Origin of the sequence: Umezawaea tangerina, assembly GCF_003002815.1 — a bacterium.
Taxonomy (GTDB): domain Bacteria; phylum Actinomycetota; class Actinomycetes; order Mycobacteriales; family Pseudonocardiaceae; genus Umezawaea; species Umezawaea tangerina.
Window position 1 is genome coordinate 217,966 of the sequence record NZ_PVTF01000004.1, and the last position, 19,256, is coordinate 237,221.

Genomic DNA, 19,256 nt, shown 5'->3' on the forward strand with positions numbered 1-19,256 from the left:
TCCCCTCGTGAGCACTACAGCGACCGGGCGATGATCTCCTTCATGATCTCGTTCGTCCCGCCGTAGATCTTCTGGACCCGCGCGTCCGCCCACGCCCGCGCGATGGGGTACTCGGTCATGTAGCCGTAGCCGCCGAAGAGCTGCACGCACTCGTCCACGACCCGGCAGAGCCGCTCGGTGGACCACCACTTCGCCATCGCGGCGGTGGGGATGTCCAGCTCGCCCGCCAGGTGCCGGTTGACGCAGTCGTCGACGAAGGACCTGGTGACGGCGGCCTCGGTGGCGCACTCGGCGAGGGTGAACCGGGTGTTCTGGAACTTGATCAGCTCACGCCCGAAGGCGGTGCGGTCCTTCACGTACTCCAGCGTCATGTCCACGGCCGCCTCGATGCCCGCGATGGACGCCACCGCGATGATCAGCCGCTCCTGCGGGAGCTGGTTCATCAGCTGGACGAACCCCTGCCCCTCGACGCCGCCGAGCAGGTTGCCCGCCGGCACGCGCACGTCGTCGAAGAACAGCTCGGCGGTGTCCTGGCCCTTCATGCCGACCTTGTCCAGCACCCGGCCGCGGCGGAAGCCCGGCGTCGAGGTCTCCACGACGACCAGCGAGATGCCCGCCGCGCCCCGCTCGGGGTCGGTCTTGGCCACGACGACCACCAGGTCGGCCTGGCTGCCGTTGGTGATGAACGTCTTGGAGCCGCTGACCACGTACTCGTCGCCGTCGCGGACGGCCTTGGTCCTGATGCCCTGGAGGTCCGACCCCGCGCCCGGCTCGGACATCGCGATGGCGCCCACGAACTCGCCGCCGGCGAGCTTGGGCAGCCACCGCAGCTTCTGCTCCTCGGTGCCGTAGGCCAGCAGGTAGGGCGCCACGATGCCGCTGTGCACGCTGTTGCCCCACGAGCTGTCGCCGCCGCGCGCCTGCTCCTCGATCACCACGGCCTCGTGCGCGAAGGTGCCGCCCCCGCCGCCGTACTCCTCCGGGATCGACAGGCACAGCAGCCCGACCTCGCCCGCCTTGGTCCACAGCGCGCGGTCGACCTGCTTCTGCTCGGCCCAGCGCTCCTGGTTCGGCGTCATCTCCTTGGCGACGAACGTGCGGGCGAGCTCGCGCAGCTGGTCGAGGTCCTCGGTCATCCAGGTGGAACGGCGCTTCGGCATACCCGCTACGAAACCACCGCACCGCCCGGTCTGCCATGACCATCGCGCTTCGGATCGACGGGCAAAGATGAGCGAAAAGGTCGTTCCGCTCGGGTGAGCGCCTGGTCACACCCTTCGCACGGGGGTGATCCTGAGCGAAAAGGTCACCTCCGGCGGTCATGGGCAAGTTGTCGCCACGGGCCTACCGTCGGGTGCATGAGCGAAGCCTTGATCTTCGATGCCGTGCGGACGCCGCGCGGCAAGGGAAAGCGCGGGTCGCTGCACAGCGTCAAGCCGGTCACGCTGGCCGCCGGGGTGCTGAAGTCGCTGGCCGAGCGCAACGAGCTGGACACCGCGGCGGTCGACGACGTCGTGTTCGGCGTGGTGTCACCGGTGGGTGAGCAGGGCGCGGACATCGCGCGCACGGCCGTGCTGGCGGCGGGGTGGGCGCAGCGGACGGCGGGCGTGCAGCTCAACCGGTTCTGCGCGTCCGGCCTGGAGTCGGTGAACATGGCCGCGGCGAAGGTGGCGTCCGGGTTCGAGGACCTGGTGGTCGCGGGCGGTGTCGAGTCGATGTCGCGGGTGCCGATGGGGTCCGACGGCGGCGCGTGGCTGGCCGACCCGGAGACCAACATGGCGACGAACTTCGTGCCGCAGGGCGTGAGCGCCGACCTGATCGCGACCCTGGAGGGCTTCGACCGCGAGGCCGTCGACACCTGGGCCGTGCGGTCGCACCGGCTGGCGACCCTCGCCCAGGAGAAGGGCTACTTCGACCGGTCGATCGTGCCGGTGGTGGACCAGAACGGCACGCTCGTGCTGGCCGCCGACGAGACCATCCGGCCCGAGACGACGCTGGAGCGGCTGGCCGGGCTCAAGCCGAGCTTCCAGTTCCACGGCGACCTCGGGTACGACTCGGTCGCCATCGACCGCTACCCGTCGGTCGAGCGGATCCACCACGTGCACACGCCCGGCAACTCGTCGCAGATCGTCGACGGCGCCGCGGCGATGCTGATCGGCAACGAGCGCGCGGGCCGCGACCTCGGTCTCACGCCGAGGGCGCGGATCATCGCGACTGCCGTGATCGGCAGCGAGCCGACGATCATGCTGACCGGGCCCGCGCCCGCCGCGCGCAAGGCGCTGGACCGCGCCGGGCTGGGCGTCGAGGACATCGACCTGTTCGAGATCAACGAGGCGTTCTCCTCCGTGGTGCTGAAGTTCCGGCGCGACCTGGACCTGCCCGAGGAGAAGATCAACGTCAACGGCGGCGCGATCGCCATGGGCCACCCGCTGGGCGCCACCGGCTGCATGATCCTGTCGACCCTGCTCGACGAGCTGGAGCGCCAGGACCTGCGCCGCGGCCTCGCCACGCTCTGCGTCGGCGGCGGCATGGGCATCGCGACGATCATCGAGAGGGTCTAGGACATGCCGGTGCACTACGAGCGCGACGCCGAGGGCGTCGTGACGCTGACGATGGACATGTCCGGCTCGGCGAACGTGATGAACGCCGAGTACACGGAAGCGATGGGCGGAGCCGTCGATCGGCTCGAAGCCGAGCGCGACGAGATCACCGGTGTGGTGCTCACCTCGGCCAAGAAGACCTTCTTCGCCGGTGGCGACCTCAACGTGCTGGTCCAGGTCCGGCCGGACAACGCCGACGAGGCGCTGTCGGGCGTCACCGGGGTCAAGGCGCAGCTGCGCAGGCTCGAACTGCTCGGCAAGCCGGTCGTCGCCGCGGTCAACGGCGCCGCGCTGGGCGGTGGGCTGGAGATCGCCCTGGCGTGCCACCACCGCGTCGTGGTCGACGACGACAAGATCAAGCTCGGGCTGCCCGAGGCCACGCTGGGCCTGCTGCCCGGTGGCGGCGGCGTGACCAGGATGGTGCGGCTGCTGGGTCTGCAGGCCGCGCTGCCGCTGCTGATGGAGGGCAGGCAGCTCCGTCCCGCACGGGCGTTGCAGGCGGGTTTCATCGACGAGCTGGCCACCGACCGCGACGACCTGATCGCCAAGGCGCGGGCGTGGATCGCCGCGAACCCGGCGCCGCGGCAGCCGTGGGACAAGCCCGGCTTCACGATCAAGGACATGCGGGTCGGCGACCCGAACGTCTACGCCCTGCTGGGCGCGGCACCGGCCGTGCTGCGCAAGAAGACGCACGGCGCGTTCCCGGCGCAGGAGAAGATCATGGCCGCCGCCGTCGAGGGCGCGCTGGTCGACTTCGACACCGCGCTGAAGATCGAGGGCCGGTACTTCCTGGAGCTGGCCTCCGGCCAGGTCGCCAAGAACATGATCACCGCGTTCTGGTTCCAGCTCAACGAGATCAACGCCGGCGGCTCGCGTCCGTCCGGTGTGGACCGCGCGAGGACCACCAAGGTCGGCGTGCTCGGCGCGGGCATGATGGGCGCGGGCATCGCCGAGGTGAGCGCCAAGGCCGGCATCGAGGTCGTCCTGAAGGACGTGACCCGCGAGGCCGCCGAGAAGGGCGCCAACGGCGTCCCCGGCATCACCGCGACCGACTCCGACGCCGACCTCGCGGGCTGCGACCTGATCATCGAGGCCGTGTTCGAGAACCGCGAGCTCAAGGGCAAGGTCCTGCCCGCCGCCGAGTCCGCCGCCCTGCCCGACGCCGTGATCGCGTCCAACACCTCCACGCTCCCGATCACCGGCCTGGCCACCGCGGTGTCCGACCCGGAGAAGTTCATCGGCCTGCACTTCTTCTCCCCCGTGCAGAAGATGCGCCTGGTCGAGATCATCCGCGGCGAGAAGACCTCCGACGAGACCCTCGCCAAGGCCTTCGACTACGTGCTGCAGATCGGCAAGACCCCGATCGTCGTCAACGACAGCAGGGGTTTCTACACCTCGCGCACGTTCGGCACCTACGTCACCGAGGCCGTGACCATGGTCGCCGAGGGCGTCAAGCCCGCGCTCGTCGAGAACGTCGCCCGCAAGGCGGGCATGGCCGTCGGCCCGCTCGCCGTCTCCGACGAGGTCACGCTCACCCTCCAGCTCAAGATCCGCGACCAGGCGCTCGCCGACGACCCGGACGCGGCACCGCTGGGCGACCACCCGGCGTACCGGGTCATCGAGGAGCTGGTCGGCCTCGGCCGCACCGGCAAGTCCGGCGGCGCGGGCTTCTACGAGTACCCCGAGGGCGCCAAGAAGTTCCTGTGGCCCGAGCTGGTCACCCGCTACACCCGCGACGACGCCGGGGTCTCCGAGCAGGACGTGCGCGACCGCCTGCTCTTCGTCCAGTCGCTGGAGACCATCCGCTGCCTCGACGAGGGCGTGCTCACCAGCGCCCGCGACGCCAACATCGGCAGCATCTTCGGCTTCGGGTTCGCCCCGTGGTCGGGCGGCACGCTCCAGTTCGCCAACTCCTACGGGCTGGCCGCGTTCGTCGAGCGCGCCGACTACCTCGCCGACACCTACGGCGAGCGCTTCCGGCCACCGGCCTCGCTGCGCGAGCGGGCGGCGCGCGACGAGCAGTTCTGACCGGCAGCACGGGAAAGGGCCCTCACCGCGCGGTGAGGGCCCTTTCCGGCACGGTCAGGAGCTGCCCGCCCGGTAGGCGCCGGGGCTGCTGCCCGTCCAGCGCTTGAACGCCCGGTGGAACGCGCTGGCCTCCGAGAACCCGAGGCGGATCGCCAGCTCCTCGACGGACTCGCCGCCGCGCACGAGGCTCGCGACCGCCTGGTCGCGGAGCAGCTGCTCCCGGACCTCCCGGAACGAGGTCCCCTCGGTGGCGAGCTTGCGCCGCAGCGTCGGCGCGCTCACCCCGAGCCGGGAGGCCACCTCCGGCAGCCCGCCGCTGATCCCGTTGCCGAGGATCCGCCGCACCAGGCTCGCCGTGTTCGCCCCGTAGTCCCTGCGGGACAACAGCTCCGCGGGCGACCCGCGCAGGTAGCGGCGCAACGCCGCCTCGTCCTGCACCACGGGCATCCGCAGGAACCGCGAGTCGAACCACAGCGACGTGCTGGACGCCTCGAACCCCAAGGGGCAGCCGAAGATCAGGTGGTACTCGCCGCCGTGCGCGGGTTCCGGGTAGGTGAAGTCCACCCGCCGCAACGGGATCCGCCTGCCCACCAGCCAGCTCGAGAACCGGTGCCACAGCACCAGCAGCGACTCCGTCAGGAAGTGGTCCGGGTCGTCCGCCCCCGACAGGTCCAGCTCCAGCCGGTGGACCTCGCCCCCGTCGTCGACCAGCCGGGCGGTCGGCTGGGCGTCGAGCAGGTCGTAGAAGTCGAGCCCCCGGCGCAGCGCCGACCCGAGGTCGGGGCAGTGCACGGCGAGCAGGCACATGGTCTGGAACGTGCCGCGCTTGCTGGGTTTGGCGGCGAAGCCCATGGCCTCGTCGTCCAGCTCGTCCCACAGCGCCTGGATGAGCAGGGTGTACTGGTCGGCGGTGACGCGGGCGCGGTCGTCGGCCAGCAGGGCCGCGCTGACGCCCGCGGCGGCGAGGACACCGGACACGTCGTGCCCACCGCGGAGCGCGCCGCGCAGGGCGGCCCGGACGTAGTGGATCGCGATGGTCCTGGTGAGCATCACCGACCAGTGTGGCACCGGGTGACCGCGGGCGGCGGCGCGGGGAGAGCCCGCACCGCCGTCCGCGGTGGCTCACCCCAGTGAGCCGGCTCCTCGCCGATGGGGCTTCCGCTCGCCCACCGACAAGGGACGTGGTGTGTCGCACACCACTTTATGTGGTCTAGACCAGATACGTCAATACTGCGAAAAGGCTATGCCTGGCCCAGACCAATCGGAATGTTTCCCCCGGATGTCACGCTCGTTCCAGGGGCGCTACGGCGAAGCCGGCGGAGAAGCGCTTGCACCAGATGACGACACTGCGCACGTCCTCCAGCGCCGCGTCGGCCGGAACGGGGTACACCTGGTTGCCCTGGTTGGCCTTGAGCTCGCCCAGGCTGGTGAACCCGCTGCCGAACGCCGACTCCGCGGAGTCCGACGGCTTGTCCGACAGGTACACGTACAGGTCCGGCCCGTCGCTGGTGTCCAGTCCCTCGAACTGCACCGCGTGCCCGCCGTCGGCCAGCCGCACCAGCGTCGCCGACCCCGTCGTGGCGTGCTCCAACGACCGGAACGGACCCGACGCCAACGCCACCGGGCCCGCCGGGACCGCCGGGACCGAGGACGCGGCCGAGGAGGGGGCCGGGGCCACCGGGGCGGCCGAGGGCGTGGTCGGCACGACCACCGCGCCCGCCGACGACGTGGGCACCAGCAGCGCCTCGTCCGCCGTCCGGGTCGTCACCAGCCGCCACGGCTGGAACAGCGCGAGGCCGACCCCGATCCCCACCACCAGCACCACCGCGACCACACCCACCAGCACCCGCCGGGACATGCCCCACCGCCTTCCGCCGTCGTCCGTCCATCTTCGACAAAGGGGACGCCCCGGACACCGCCCGGAGTCCCGTTCCGGCATTACGAAGTTCTGACGGCGGGCCCCCGACGCGGGTTAGGGTCGCCCGGTGGTTTCACGAACGAGCAGGGACACCGCCGTCGGCCAGGCGGTCGTCGGGGCTCTCATGCTCGGCTGCGCCGCCCTCGGCCCGTTCCCGAGTCCCGTGCCCCTGCTGTTCGCGATCGCCGCGGTGGGCACCGCGAACGCCGCGTTCGACCTCATGCGCACGTTCGGCTCGGCACTGCTCGGCGGCGTCGCCGTGACGAGCATCGGCCTGGCCGCCGTGCCGTTCGCGACCTGCTCGACCGAGCGGTTTACCGACGTGTTCAGCTGCACCGGCGACGCGCCCACGTGGCACATGACCGGCGCGGTGCTGGTCGCCGGGCTGTCCGGCGCGAGCCTGGTGCTGGCCAGGATCGCGGGCACCGGCAGCGTCGACCGCAGGCTGGCCCGGATCCAGCACGACCTCGACGCGCTGCGCGACCGCCGCTGACCCCGCGGCGCGCCCACCCGGCCGACCGCCGACGTCGCCGTCCGCCGCGCGGGCCGGGCCGCCGCCACCACCAGGCACGCGAGCGGACCGCCGTCCGGCATTTCACCCGACCGTGTGCACCGGCCCGGCGGGTCGCCCGTCCCGACCCCGAAGGTGCGCCGGAAGTTCATCCCGACAGGCTCCACAAGCGCGCGGGCAAGTGCCCCGAGGTGTCCGCGGAGCCATTCCGCAAGGTCAGCGCACCGGTGCGGAATTCCGCGGCGAAAGAGATCGATCGGTTCGCCGGGCACCGGCGAACTCCCGCCGCCGCGCAATGGCAGGATCGAGCCCGGTCGACGCATTCTGCTAATGCCGAAGTAGCGGTACTGTCTCGGTCGATCCTCTTCTCCCCCACCTTGTTGTCGCGACACCTGTGAAGGAGACGGCTGTGCGGGTGCTCTGGGCCGCGTGCGGTTCCGCGGTCGCGGCGTCGGCGTTGGCGGGCGTGCTGTTGGGTGTCCTCCTCGACGGGTCGGGCGGCAAGACGAGCGAGGCCCCGAAGACCGGCGCGAACTGGGCGACCGTCATGCCGACCAACAGCTCCAGACCCGTCTCGTCGTCGAGCGGCCCGAGCTCGTCGACGCCGTCGTCCTCCTCGACGACGACCTCCAAGACCACCACCACGACCCCTCCGGCGGCACCACCGCCAGTGGACCCGACGTCGACGACCGCGGAACCACCCCCCGTCACGACGCAGCCGACCACGACGGTGACGACGACCAGCACCCCCAAGGGCTGGCCGTGCAGTCCTCTCAACCCCCTCCCACCGCCCACCTGCGGGCCGTGACGGGAAGTCCACGCGGCCGAAACAGCGCCGTCCCCCATCGGCAACAGGAGCCGGCGACCCTGGGGGCATGGAGCCCACCGGGAAGACCACACCGCTGACCTGGCGACTTCGCGTCCAGCTGGACGACAGTCCCGGCGCGCTCGCCAGGGTGACCATCAGACTCGCCGAACGGGACTGCAACGTGCTGGCGCTGGCCGTGATCCCGGTGCCCGGCGGGGTGATCGACGAGATCGTCGTGCAGGTCGCGCCGGGGCTGCTGCCCGCGGACCTGGTCGAGGCGATCCGGGCCGAGGGCGGCCGGTGCGTCGGCATCACCAACGCCGACGTGCGCGACCTGGTCGACGCGCCGACGGCGGCCCTGCGCGCGGCGGGCAACGCGGTGCGCGACCCCGGCAGCGTGTGCGACGCCCTGCGCGCCGTGCTGGCCGCGGACTCCGTCGTGGTGCTGCCCGCGGGCGGCGAGGGCGACCCGGACGACGACAGGCCCGGCCACCACGCGCGGCTGCTGACCCGCGAGGGCACGGTGGTGGTCGCCCGGCGCGGCTGGTCGCCGTTCACCCAGGTCGAGCTGGCCAGGGCGGCGGCGTTGATCGACCTGCTCAGCGAGTCCGGCACGCCCACCCCGCAGCCGACCGCGGTGCTCAGCTCGGACGGCATGGCGCTGGTGCTGCGGCCCGGCGGCGCGGAGGACGAGGACGCCGTGGCGGACCTGCACGCCAGGTGCTCGGCGGGCACCCTGTTCACCCGCTACCACTCCGGCGTGCGGACCCTGCCGCGCCGGTGGCTGCACCGGCTGCTCAGCCCGCCGCGCGGCAGCACCGTCGTCGCGCAGTGCGCGGACCGGGTCGTGGCGCTGGGGCAGCTGATCCGGACGTCCACTCCGGACAGCGCGGAGATCTCCCTGCTCGTCGAGGACGACTGGCAGCACCGGGGTGTCGGCACGGCGCTGCTGGGTCGGCTGGCCGACACCGCGCGGGCCGCGGGCTACCGCGAGCTGGTCGCGTGGTGCCTGCCGTCGGAGACGGGGCTGGTGCGCACGGCGGCCCGCGCGGGCCTGGAGACCGCGGTGCGCACGGAGGACGGACTGCTCAGGGTGTCGATCACGCCGACGCCCGCGCCGCTGCGCACGCCGAGCGCCGCGCCGCGCGCCCGGATCGCGGGAACACGCTGACCCAGACCCTGTGGGAGCGCTCCCGTGGACGGGCCACCCGGCTAAGCTGAGCCGGTTCGCCGACCGCCGAGGAGTGGTGCCCGTGTCCGTCCAACCGCAGCGCGCGGCGCGCCCGACCCTGGAGGACGTCGCCGAACGGGCGGGCGTCTCGAGGGCGACGGCCTCCCGCGTGCTCAACTCGTCGCCGAGGGTCAGCCCCGAGGCGCACGAAGCGGTGACGGCGGCCGTGCTGGAGCTCGGGTACACGCCGAACCACGCCGCGCGCTCGCTCGTCACCAGGCGCACGGACGCCGTCGCGGTCGTGTTCTCCGAGCCCGAGCCCAAGATCTTCGACGACCCGCACTTCGGTCAGCTGATCCGCGCCGCCGCGCGGGCGCTGTCCTCCGCGGACGTGCAGATGGTGCTCATGCTCGTGCACTCGCCCGACGACCAGGCGCGCGCCGAGCGGTTCCTCGCGGGCGGTCACGTGGACGGCGCCCTGCTGTTCGCGCCGCACAAGGGCGACCAGCTCCCGTCCATCGCCCGCAAGCTGCCCCTCCCGGTCGTCTACGCGGGCCGCCCGTGGGGTCCGCTGCGCGGTCTGCACCTGGTCGACAACGACAACATCGGCGGCAGCGTGCTGGCGACCGAGCACCTGATGTCGTTGGGCCGCAAGAGGATCGTCAGCGTCACCGGCACCGTCGACGAGTTCTCCTCGATCGACCGGGTCGAGGGCTGGCGCACCGCCGTCGGCGCCGACGAGGCGATGACGGAGCTGATGACCGAGAGCGGCAACTTCAACCGCGACGGCGGCAAGCTCGCCATGGCCGCCCTGCTCAAGCGGGTGCCGGACCTCGACGCGGTGTTCGTGGCCAGCGACCTGATGGCCGCGGGCGCGCTCGACGCGCTGCGCGAGGCGGGCAGGCGGGTGCCGGAGGACGTGGCCGTGGTCGGGTTCGACGACCACCCGCTGATCGCCCCGCACACCGAGCCGCCGCTGACGACGATCAAGCAGGACGCCAACGAGCAGGTCGCGCACATGGTGGCGCACCTGCTGCGGCTGCTGCGCGACGAGCCTGTGCGGGCCCGCCGCGAGGTGCTGCCGACGATTCTGGTGCGTCGTCAGTCGACCTGATGACCGGTCGACTTGATACCTCGTTCGGGGACGCTTTTGTCACCCGATGTGTTTTTCGAGGATAACCAGCCGCTCTTTCCGGGGATTTTGCGAATAAAGCAGTCACGAACCGTGTTTGTCGGCCCCTCCGAGCAAGGTCGAAAACGGGGGCCCACTCACGCGGTGGAACTCTGGTCGCTTATCCGCCCCGACAACGCTGAACCGGTTCAGTTCGGGGTCCGGGTTCGTGCTCCGGTCGTCCGGAGGGCATTCGTCCGGAAGGCGGGACCGCCGCCCCAAGACGAGGGACCCGCGCGCGATCCGGGCGCGGGCCCCTCGCCACCTCTACGCCACCTCGTACCCGGTGGCCGGAACCGAGTTGCGGCCGATGATCCGCGCCAGCGTCGCCCCGCTGCGCTTCACCGTCCGCACCTGCGTGTCGTAGTCCACCCGCACCAGCCCGAACCGCTGGCTGTACCCCTCGGCCCACTCGAAGTTGTCGAGCAGCGACCAGGCCAGGTACCCGCGGACGTCGACGCCCGCCGAGATGGCCGTGTGCACCGCCCGCAGGTGGTCGAGCAGGTACGCGACCCGCCGCGGGTCGTCGACGCGGCCCAGCTCGTCGACCTCGTCGTGGAACGCCGACCCGTTCTCGGTGACCACGATGGGCAGGTCGCCGACCGTGCGCCCGAGGGTGAGCAGCAGCTCCGCGAACGCGTCCGCGCTTTGCTCCCAGCCGAAGCTGGTCAGCTCGCCGCGCGGGTCCAGCAGCTCGGCGCCGCGCAGACCGGGGAACGGGCCCTCGGTGACGTGGGCGGGGTCCGCGGCGGGCGCGACGCGGGTTGGGCTGTAGTAGTTCACGCCGAGCCAGTCGATCGGCGTGGCGATGACGTCCATGTCGCCGTCGCGGACCACCCGCTGCCAGTCGCCGACCCAGGCGACGTCCTCGACGACGTCGGCCGGGTAGCCGCGGCCGAGCACCGGGTCCAGGAAGATCCGGTTGTGCAGGCCGTCGACCTTGCGGACGACGTCCCTCGACGCGCTGTCGTCGTTGTCGGCCCACGCCGTGGTGAAGTTCAGGACGAGCGAGAACCGGTGGTCCTCCGGCGCCTGCGCGCGCATGGCCTCCACGGCGAGGCCGTGGCCCAGGAGGAGGTGGTGCATGGCCTCCAGGGACGCCTGGGAGTCCGTGAGGCCGGGCGCGTGGATGCCGTTGTGGTGACCGAGGAACGCGGAGCACCACGGCTCGTTGAGGGTGCTCCACAGCTGGACCCGGTCGCCGAGGCGGGCGTGCACGAGCTCGGCGTACTCGGCGAACCGGTAGGCGGTGTCGCGGTTGCGCCACCCGCCCTCGTCCTCCAGCGCCTGCGGCAGGTCCCAGTGGTAGAGGGTGGCGACGGGCCGCACGTCCTTGGCCAGCAGCTCGTCCACGAGCCGGTCGTAGAACGCGAGACCGCGCGGCTCCACGGCGCCCGCGCCCCGCGGCAGGATCCGGGACCAGGCCACGGAGAACCGGTAGGCGGCCAGGCCGAGCGAGGTCATCAGCTCGACGTCCTCGGCGTAGCGGTTGTAGTGGTCGCAGGCGGGGTCGCCGTTGTCGCCCGCGAGGACCTTGCCGGGCGTGGCGGCGAAGGTGTCCCAGATGGACGGCCCGCGACCGTCCGCGGTGGTGGACCCCTCGATCTGGAACGCCGCGGTGGCCGCGCCCCAGAGGAAGTCCGGCGGGAACTCCAGCGCCTGTGCGGCGGAGGCGGGCCCGACCCGGCTGTCGGAGTCTGTGGTGGTCATCAGGTCATCCCTTCACGGCACCCGGCACGTCCCGGCCGGCGATCCGGCGGGACGACGGGGTGCGGTTCGCGACGGCGGGCGGCACCGCGGACGGCGCGCCCGCGAGCATGGGCGGGTAGTCGGAGCAGTGACCGCCGAGGGGCACCGGCGGGGTCCGCGGACCCGTGGTGCCCTCGACGGGGTGACCACCCGGCAGCGGTGACGGGACGGCCTCTTCCCAGTTCTTCCTCGCGCCGACGCGGGCGACGGCCCGCGCCGCCGGTCGGGAACCCGGTCGACGTCGGGCGGGGCCACGGCCCCGCTCCGCCACCGGGTTCCCGCGCGTCACTTGGCGGCGTCCTGCGCTTCCTGCAACGCCTGGGCGAACGCGTCGGAGGTGGCCTGCTTGCCCTGTTCCACCCTGGACAGGGCGTTGCTGAACACCGGGGTGACCTTGGAGTCCTTGGTGCCGCGGTAGGCGGGCTGCAGGCTCTCGGCCGAGGCGGCGAAGATCTCGCCGACCGGCGCGGAGTTGAAGTACCCGTTCACCGTCGCGGTGACCTCGGGGTCCTTGTAGGCCACCGGTTCACTGGGCAGGTTGCCGGTCTCCTTGAAGATCCTCTTCTGCTGCTCGGGCGCGGTCAGCCACTTCGCCAGCTCGTAGGCCTCCTTGGGGTGGGCGCCCTGCTTGGGCACGGCCAGGAACGAGCCGCCCCAGTTGCCGCCGCCGCCCGGCGCGTCGGCGACGTCCCACTTGCCCGCGGCATCGTCGCCCGCACCGGCCTTGATCAGCGCGAGCGCCCAGGCGGGGCAGGTGGTCGTGGCGAAGGCGGCCCGCTTCAGCCCGGCGTTCCACTCCTGGCTGAACGGCGGCAGCGCGCTGGTCTGCCTCTTCTCGCCGAGGACGGCGGCGAGCCGGAAGCCGTCGGCCACCTTCTGGTTGGTGCCGCCGATGTAGGAGTCGTCCGCCTTGGCGAAGTAGCCCTCCTCGGTCTGGTCGAGGATCGCCTTGTAGACGTTCAGCGCGGTGTCGACGAACTTCACGTCCGGCGTCTTCTCGGTGAAGGCCTGCGCGGTCGCCACGTAGTCCTCCCAGGTCGGCCACAGCTTGCCGACCTCGACGCGGTCGACGGGCAGCCCGGCGGCCTCGAACAGGTCGCGGCGGTAGCACAGCGCGAGGCTGCCCATGTCCGTGCCGAGGCCCAGGACGAAGTTCCCGTCGTCGGTGGTGCCCTGGTTCCACTTCCACGGCGTCCACTGGTCCTTGAGGTCCTTGGCGCCGTAGTCCGCGAGGTTCACGAACTTGTCCTTGGACTGGCGGAACTGGGCGACGTTGCCCTCTTCGATGGCGACGACGTCGGCCGCGCCGCGACCACCGGCGAGCTGGGTGGCGAGCTGCGCGTGGTGCTGCTCCATCTTGACCTTGCGCTGCTCGATCTCGATGTCGGGGTGCGCGGACTGGTACTCCTTGATCAGGCTGTCGTACCCGAAGTCGGAGAAGACGCCGATGGACAGCTTGGTCCTGCCGCCGTCCGCACCGCTGGCACCTCCCCCGCACGCCACGACGCCCGTGGCCGCCACGGCGACCGCGATCGCCACCGCCGCACGACCGACCAGGGTGTTGCTCATCCGTCCTCCTTGCGCGCCCGTCGCGCTTCCCGCCGCGATGAGAGCGCTCTCACAGTCGACCGGACGATCTCCGAAGTCAAGCCGGAGCCTCTCTGCCGACATGTATCCGTAACCTTCTGACCGCGTTCGTCCGCCACCGCCCGAAGGACATGGCGCTGCTCAAGATCACAGCAGCACGACGTGGCGACGGCAGCACCAATACGGGTGAAACCAAGGTGAACTGTGCGCCGAACGGCCCAACAGGGCAAGAGGCGTGGTTGGCCCGGCCCTCGCACGGGCCAACCACGCACCTGGTTAGAGGTGGCCACGGGCCGGATGTGACGCCCGGACGCGGATTTTCCCGAAGTCGTGGACCGGTCGGTCCGCTCGAACACCGCGGTGGACCGGGACCCGCGTCCACCGTGGACGCGGACGAGCCGGTGTCCACGACCCTGGAGTCGTGGACACCGGCTCGCCGGGAGACCGCCGCGCCCTTCCCCGACGGAGGCCGCGGCGGTCGGGTCAGGCCTCGGCCATCCCGGCCACGACCGAGGTGCGACCGGCCCGCCTGGCGGGCATGGCGGCGGCGACCATCGCGGCGACGACGGCGGCGAGGAGCATCACGGCGATCTGCCCGTAGGGCACCGCGAACGCGATGGGGAAGCTGTCCGAGGACATGCCCTTCACCAGGAGCCCGCCGAAGCCGATGCCGAGGACCAGGCCGATCGCGGCGCCCATGACCGCCATCAGGACCGACTCGACCACCAGCATCAGGCGCAGCTGGCCCTTGGTGAGGCCGAGCGCCCTGAGCAGGGCCGACTCCCTGGTGCGCTCCAGCACCGAGAGCGTGAGGGTGTTGGCGATGCCGAACAGTGCGATGACGACGGCCAGCCCGATGAGCGCCCAGATGAACGCCAGCACCTGGTCGACCTGGGTGTTGAGCTGGGCCTTCGTCTCGGCGGCGCTGTCGATGACGGCGATCGGCGACGGGTCGGTGACCTTCTCGACGGCCGTGCGGCCCGCCTCGGCGGTGACCCCGTCCCTCAGCTTCACCATGATGCTGTCGAAGCCGTCGTCCGCGGGCTTGAACGCCCTGAGGGTGTCCAGGGTGACCAGCCCGGAGGCGTCCAGGCCCTCGACGACCGCGACGACCTTCAGGTCCCGCTTGGTGGCGTCGGCGCCCAGGGTCAGGGTGCTGCCCACGGCCAGGCCGCTGCGCTCGGCGAACCTGCTGTTGACGGCCACGTCGCCGCTCTTGAGCCCGGTGATGGCGCCGGAGGTGGCCTTCGGCTTCACCAGGTCGCCGATCATCTCCGGGGTGGTCGCCATCAGGTAGGCGCCGCCGTCGGCCGGGCCGGGCACGCCGAACGCCGCCACCGGGGCGACCTTGGCGACCTCGGGGACCGCGGCCAGCTGCGCGGCCATGCCCTGCGGCAGCGTCCGGCTGCCGACCGAGGAGGTGACCGTGTAGTCGGCCGGGAAGCGGCTGTCGACCTCGGCGTTCGCGGTCTCCTTCGCGCTGGTGGCGACGACGGTGACCAGGCTGACGATGGTGACGCCGATCATCAGGGCGGCGGTCGTGGCGGCGGTGCGCTTGGGGTTGCGGCCCGCGTTGCCGGACGCGAGCTTCGCCGGGACGCCGAACAGCGCCCGCGGCAGCACGCCCAGCACCCGGTTGACCGGGCCGACCAGCACCGGGCCGAGCGTCACGACCATGGCGAGCAGCAGCATCGTGCCGGTGCCGGTGACCAGCAGGGCCTGCTCCTCGTCCAGGTTCATGCCGAAGGCGACCACACCGACCCCCGCCAGGCCCAGGAGCAGCGCGAACGCGATCCGCACCTTGCTGGTCCTGGCCACCTCCTCGTGGCTGTCGAGCTGGGCGCGCAGCGCCGCGATCGGGGCGACCTTCGTCGCCTTGTGGGCGGGCAGGAACGCCGCGACCACGGTGATCAGCACCCCGACGGCGAACGCGGCGAGGACCGTCGTGGGGGCCAGCGGGAGGCGGACGACGATGTTGTCGTCGGACACCGCGCCGATCACGACCTGCATCAGCGCCGACACCCCCAGCCCGCCGAGCAGGCCGATGACGGACGCGAACAGGCCCATCACGAAGGCCTCGGCCATCACGCTGCCGAACACCTGGCCGCGGCTCGCGCCGACGCACCTCATCAGGGCCAGCTCCCTGGTGCGCTGGGCGACCAGGATGGTGAACGTGTTGTAGATGACCATGGCCGCGACCACGAGCGCGATCAGCGCGAACACCAGCAGCACCTGGGTCATCTCGCTCGACCGGCTGCTGATCTGCGCGAGCGTCTCGGTGGTGAGCTGCTCACCGGTCCGGAAGGTGTAGCCCTGCTCGCCGACGGCCTTCTTGACGTCGGCGACGAGCTGTTCCTGGGTCACGCCCGGCGCGGCCTTGGCGACCAGCCCGTAGGCGTGCAGCTCGTCGGTGAGCCCGGACATCACCTCCGGCAGCACCACGAAGTGCTCGCTGCCCGCGAGCGACATCGAGTTGGCGCCCTGGGCGAACGTGCCGACGATGGTGAACGGGTGCTTGCCGTCCTGCTTGTCCAGCAGGGTGATCTGCTGGCCGATCGACACCTTGGCCGTGGCCAGCGTGCGGACGTCGACCGCGGCCTCGGTGGGCGAGGTGGGGTAGCGCCCCTCCTTCAGGTCGTACTCGCGCAGCTCCGGAGTGGACGCGAGCGGCCCGACGGTGGCGGGCTTCGCCTTGCCCGACTGGGTGAGCATCGCCGCGCCGACGACCGTGCGCAGGTCCGCGCCCTGCACGCCGGGGGTGCTCCGGACCTTGTCGAGGGTGGCCTGGCTGATGCCGGTCTCGGCCTGCGGTCCCTCGCCGGTGGTCGACATCGACAGGTCGACACCGCGGGCGCTCTTGGCGAACTCGTCCCTCATGCCCTCGGTGATGCCGTCGCCGAGCACGAGCGTGCCGGTGACGAAGGCGACGCCGAGCATGATCGCGACCGAGGACAGCAGCAGCCGCGCGGTGCGGGCCCGGACGCCCGCGATGATCGTGCGCAGCATCACGCCCCCAGGTGCTTGAGCGCGGACAGCACCGAGTCGGCGGTCGGGTTCTGGATCTCGCCCGCGAGGTGGCCGTCGGCGAGCAGGACGACGCGGTCCGCGTAGGACGCGGCCACCGGGTCGTGCGTCACCATGATCACGGTCTGGCCGAGCTTGCGCACGGACATCCGCAGGAAGTCGAGGACCTCGGCGCCCGAGCGCGAGTCCAGGTTGCCGGTGGGCTCGTCGGCGAACACCACGTCCGGGCGGGCGACCAGGGCGCGGGCGCAGGCCACGCGCTGCTGCTGGCCGCCGGAGAGCTCGGAGGGCTTGTGCTTCAACCGGTCGCGCAGGCCGAGCACGTCGACGATGGTGTCGAACCACTGCTTGTCGGCCTTGCGGCCCGCGAGCTCGAGGCCCAGCAGGATGTTCTGCTCCGCGGACAGCGTGGGCAGCAGGTTGAACGCCTGGAAGACGAACCCGACGCGGTCGCGGCGCAGCTTCGTCAGGTCCTTGTCGTTCAGGCCGGTGATCTCGGTCCCTCCGATGTGGACGGACCCGCCGTCGGAGCTGTCCAGGCCCGCGAGGCAGTGCATCAGGGTGGACTTGCCGGACCCGGACGGCCCCATGATCGCGGTGAACCTGCCCGCCTGGAACTCCACGCTGACCCCGCCCAGCGCCCGCACCGCGGTGTCGCCCTTGCCGTAGACCTTCACCAGGCCGTTGGCGGCGACGGCGGCTTGCGTGCCCACCCGGCTCGTCTCGGACGCCACTGCAGACATGCTCTGCCCCATTTCCACTCTTCCGTCTCGCTGACAGGGGGAAATCTACGAAGGGGCGGTGTGCGCGGACATCACTCCCGACGCGCACACCGGACTCAGCCCGGAGGATGACCCGGAGTCCTCCCGTGGTCGCACAACCCGACCGGGGCGGGCACGAACTGTCGGGTCGGGCAGGGTGGGCGGGCCGCAGCATTGGTGTCGAGGAAGGGAGGCCGGAGTGCTGGAACGGCTGAACCAGGCCATGGAGCACGTCGAGCGCAACCTCGACCAGCCGATCGAGGTGGCCGACCTGGCGCGGATCGCGCTGACGTCGGAGTACCACCTGCGGCGGCTGTTCTCCGCGCTGGCGGGCGTGCCGCTGTCGGAGTACATCCGGCGCAGGCGGCTCACCCTCGCGGGCGCCGAGGTGCTGGCGGGCGAGGAGACGCTGCTCGACATCGCCGTGCGGTACGGCTACGGCTCGGGCGAGGCCTTCGCCAGGGCGTTCCGCGCGGTGCACGGCGTCGGGCCGGGTGAGGCGCGCAGGACCGGTGCGGCCCTGCGGTCCCAGCCCCGGATGTCCTTCCGCCTCGTCGTCGAAGGGAGCAGCAGCATGCGGTACCGGATCGTGGAGAAGGAAGCGTTCAGGGTGGTCGGCCGCAAGGAGCGGGTGCCGCTCGTGCACGAGGGGATGAACCCGGCGATCGTCGAGTTCGTCAAGGGGCTCGACCCGCGGGAGCGGGCGCGGATCGAGGCGCTGTCGGACCAGGAGCCCGCCGGCGTGCTCAACGTCAGCGTCAACGTGGACGAGGGCTTCGAGGAGGGCACCGAGCTGGACTTCTACTACGCCGTCGCGTCCGGCGCGGACGTGCCCGAGGGCTTGGACTCGCTGGACGTGGACGCCGGGACGTGGGCGGTGTTCGAGAGCTCGGGCGAGTTCCCGAAGGTGCTCCAGTACGTGTGGCGGGACGTCTACACGCAGTGGTTCCCGTCCAACCCGTACCGCAGCGTGCCGGGGCCGTCGTTGCTCAGCGCGAAGCTGGCGGAAGGCGGTGCCACGGCCGACGCCGCGCTGTGGATCCCGGTGGAGCGCACCACCTCCTAGCGCGGTGCGGCGGTCGGTCCCCGGCCGGGGACCGACCGCCGCACCGGGTCAGTCGCCGTCGGCGAGCAGGTGGCGCAGGTAGGCCCGCGGGTCGGCCAGGAAGCCGCGCGTCAGCCGGACGGGCAGGGCGTCGTCGTAGGAGGTGGGCGCGATCGTGCCGTCGTCCTCGACCTCCAGGATCGTGGCGCCGGGCAGGGCGAGCAGGACCGGGGAGTGCGTGGCCACGACGACCTGGCAGCTCTGGTCCGCCAGCTCGGCAAGGCGCGCCAGGACGGCCATGCACCCGCGCACCGACAGCGCCGCCTCCGGCTCGTCCAGGAGGTACAGGCCCTCCGGGCCGAACCGGTGGTTCACCAGGTCGATGAACGACTCCCCGTGCGAGCGCTCGTGCGGGGACCGCCCGCCGTAGGAGGGCACGAGGCCGAGGCGTTCGATCTCGGTCGCGACGTTGTAGTAGGACTCCGCCCGCAGGAAGAACCCGGTCCTCGGCTTGCGACCGGACCACGACAGCACCAGCCGGTCGCCCAGCGAGGACTCCGAGGCGCGGGTGGCGAACCTGAAGTTCTGGCTGCCGCCCTCCGGGTTGAAGCCGCACGCCACGGCCATCGCCTCGACCAGCGTGGACTTGCCGCTCCCGTTCTCCCCCACCAGGAACGTGACGCCCGCGGCCAGGTCGAGCCCGTGCTCGCCGAGCGCCCGGACCGCGGGCAGCGTGTACGGGTAGCGGCCGGTGTCCGACCGCTCCTCGACGCGCACGTGCCGCACGAAGTGGCCGGGTCCTCGGCGGGGTCGTCGTGGGGGCACCGGCGGGGCTCCTCGGCTCGGGGGGTTCCACAGGGGACGGCCACCCACTCTGCCACCGGTG

The 19,256-nt window shown here is 71.9% G+C and carries 16 protein-coding genes; 6 read left to right on the plus strand and 10 right to left on the minus strand.

Features of this window, described 5'->3' with window-relative positions:
* Positions 1-14 precede the first annotated feature (14 nt).
* Positions 15-1,160 (minus strand): acyl-CoA dehydrogenase family protein, encoded by a 1,146-nt coding sequence (locus CLV43_RS15045; protein WP_106187784.1) that lies wholly within the window; start codon positions 1,158-1,160, stop codon positions 15-17.
* A gap of 195 nt (positions 1,161-1,355) precedes the next feature.
* On the opposite strand from CLV43_RS15045, the gene CLV43_RS15050 reads away from it, so the two are divergent.
* Positions 1,356-2,558, plus strand: a complete 1,203-nt coding sequence (locus CLV43_RS15050) for an acetyl-CoA C-acetyltransferase (RefSeq protein ID WP_106187785.1) — start codon at positions 1,356-1,358, stop codon at positions 2,556-2,558.
* 3 nt (positions 2,559-2,561) lie between these two features.
* A complete protein-coding gene (locus CLV43_RS15055; RefSeq protein WP_106187786.1) occupies positions 2,562-4,625 on the plus strand; it encodes a 3-hydroxyacyl-CoA dehydrogenase NAD-binding domain-containing protein in 2,064 nt (687 codons plus the stop codon).
* Positions 4,626-4,679: 54 nt separating this feature from the next.
* Here the strand turns inward: CLV43_RS15055 and CLV43_RS15060 are convergent, their stop codons facing one another.
* Both CLV43_RS15060 and CLV43_RS15065 read right to left on the minus strand, forming a co-directional pair.
* The gene (locus CLV43_RS15060) at positions 4,680-5,675 is read right to left on the minus strand and encodes an AraC family transcriptional regulator (RefSeq protein WP_106187787.1); all 996 of its coding nucleotides are present in this window, start codon (positions 5,673-5,675) and stop codon (positions 4,680-4,682) included.
* 232 nt (positions 5,676-5,907) lie between these two features.
* Positions 5,908-6,483 carry a DM13 domain-containing protein gene (locus CLV43_RS15065; RefSeq protein WP_106187788.1) on the minus strand — a complete coding sequence of 192 codons (576 nt, stop codon included), beginning with the start codon at positions 6,481-6,483 and terminating at the stop codon, positions 5,908-5,910.
* Positions 6,484-6,610: 127 nt separating this feature from the next.
* On the opposite strand from CLV43_RS15065, the gene CLV43_RS15070 reads away from it, so the two are divergent.
* A complete protein-coding gene (locus CLV43_RS15070) occupies positions 6,611-7,036 on the plus strand; it encodes a hypothetical protein (RefSeq protein ID WP_146174771.1) in 426 nt (141 codons plus the stop codon).
* A 345-nt stretch (positions 7,037-7,381) separates the two neighbouring features.
* On the opposite strand, the gene CLV43_RS15075 is transcribed toward CLV43_RS15070, so the two are convergent.
* Positions 7,382-7,801, minus strand: coding sequence for a hypothetical protein (locus CLV43_RS15075; protein WP_106187790.1), 420 nt, complete (start codon positions 7,799-7,801; stop codon positions 7,382-7,384).
* 128 nt (positions 7,802-7,929) lie between these two features.
* Here CLV43_RS15075 and CLV43_RS15080 point away from each other — a divergent pair, with 128 nt between their 5' ends.
* Both CLV43_RS15080 and CLV43_RS15085 read left to right on the plus strand, forming a co-directional pair.
* Positions 7,930-9,033 carry a GNAT family N-acetyltransferase gene (locus CLV43_RS15080; protein WP_106187791.1) on the plus strand — a complete coding sequence of 368 codons (1,104 nt, stop codon included), beginning with the start codon at positions 7,930-7,932 and terminating at the stop codon, positions 9,031-9,033.
* Positions 9,034-9,115: 82 nt separating this feature from the next.
* The gene (locus tag CLV43_RS15085) at positions 9,116-10,147 is read left to right on the plus strand and encodes a LacI family DNA-binding transcriptional regulator (protein ID WP_106188245.1); all 1,032 of its coding nucleotides are present in this window, start codon (positions 9,116-9,118) and stop codon (positions 10,145-10,147) included.
* A gap of 324 nt (positions 10,148-10,471) precedes the next feature.
* Here the strand turns inward: CLV43_RS15085 and CLV43_RS15090 are convergent, their stop codons facing one another.
* The 5 genes from CLV43_RS15090 to CLV43_RS15110 form a co-directional block, all read right to left on the minus strand.
* Entirely contained in the window at positions 10,472-11,914 is a 1,443-nt protein-coding gene (locus CLV43_RS15090) for a GH1 family beta-glucosidase (RefSeq protein ID WP_106187792.1), read from the minus strand.
* A 4-nt stretch (positions 11,915-11,918) separates the two neighbouring features.
* Positions 11,919-12,242 carry a hypothetical protein gene (locus tag CLV43_RS15095; protein WP_106187793.1) on the minus strand — a complete coding sequence of 108 codons (324 nt, stop codon included), beginning with the start codon at positions 12,240-12,242 and terminating at the stop codon, positions 11,919-11,921.
* A complete protein-coding gene (locus CLV43_RS15100; RefSeq protein WP_106187794.1) occupies positions 12,239-13,522 on the minus strand; it encodes an extracellular solute-binding protein in 1,284 nt (427 codons plus the stop codon). Before CLV43_RS15100 ends, CLV43_RS15095 begins: the two co-directional genes overlap by 4 nt.
* Positions 13,523-14,023: 501 nt before the next feature.
* Positions 14,024-16,546: an ABC transporter permease gene (locus tag CLV43_RS15105; RefSeq protein ID WP_106188246.1), complete on the minus strand. Its 2,523-nt coding sequence runs from the start codon at positions 16,544-16,546 to the stop codon at positions 14,024-14,026.
* Positions 16,546-17,307, minus strand: a complete 762-nt coding sequence (locus CLV43_RS15110) for an ABC transporter ATP-binding protein (protein ID WP_106187795.1) — start codon at positions 17,305-17,307, stop codon at positions 16,546-16,548. Before CLV43_RS15110 ends, CLV43_RS15105 begins: the two co-directional genes overlap by 1 nt.
* Before the next feature lie 217 nt (positions 17,308-17,524).
* On the opposite strand from CLV43_RS15110, the gene CLV43_RS15115 reads away from it, so the two are divergent.
* Positions 17,525-18,391 carry an AraC family transcriptional regulator gene (locus CLV43_RS15115; RefSeq protein WP_106187796.1) on the plus strand — a complete coding sequence of 289 codons (867 nt, stop codon included), beginning with the start codon at positions 17,525-17,527 and terminating at the stop codon, positions 18,389-18,391.
* A 48-nt stretch (positions 18,392-18,439) separates the two neighbouring features.
* Here the strand turns inward: CLV43_RS15115 and CLV43_RS15120 are convergent, their stop codons facing one another.
* Entirely contained in the window at positions 18,440-19,195 is a 756-nt protein-coding gene (locus CLV43_RS15120; protein ID WP_106187797.1) for an AAA family ATPase, read from the minus strand.
* Positions 19,196-19,256 lie beyond the last annotated feature (61 nt).

Coding starts and splice junctions, on each gene's coding strand:
- CLV43_RS15050 (WP_106187785.1), top strand. CDS start 1,356: ATGAGCGAAGCCTTGATCTTCGATGCCGTGCGGACGCCGCGCGGCAAG.
- CLV43_RS15080 (WP_106187791.1), top strand. CDS start 7,930: ATGGAGCCCACCGGGAAGACCACACCGCTGACCTGGCGACTTCGCGTC.
- CLV43_RS15045 (WP_106187784.1), bottom strand. CDS start 1,160: ATGCCGAAGCGCCGTTCCACCTGGATGACCGAGGACCTCGACCAGCTG.
- CLV43_RS15090 (WP_106187792.1), bottom strand. CDS start 11,914: ATGACCACCACAGACTCCGACAGCCGGGTCGGGCCCGCCTCCGCCGCA.
- CLV43_RS15100 (WP_106187794.1), bottom strand. CDS start 13,522: ATGAGCAACACCCTGGTCGGTCGTGCGGCGGTGGCGATCGCGGTCGCC.
- CLV43_RS15060 (WP_106187787.1), bottom strand. CDS start 5,675: ATGCTCACCAGGACCATCGCGATCCACTACGTCCGGGCCGCCCTGCGC.
- CLV43_RS15110 (WP_106187795.1), bottom strand. CDS start 17,307: ATGTCTGCAGTGGCGTCCGAGACGAGCCGGGTGGGCACGCAAGCCGCC.
- CLV43_RS15055 (WP_106187786.1), top strand. CDS start 2,562: ATGCCGGTGCACTACGAGCGCGACGCCGAGGGCGTCGTGACGCTGACG.
- CLV43_RS15105 (WP_106188246.1), bottom strand. CDS start 16,546: ATGCTGCGCACGATCATCGCGGGCGTCCGGGCCCGCACCGCGCGGCTG.
- CLV43_RS15065 (WP_106187788.1), bottom strand. CDS start 6,483: ATGTCCCGGCGGGTGCTGGTGGGTGTGGTCGCGGTGGTGCTGGTGGTG.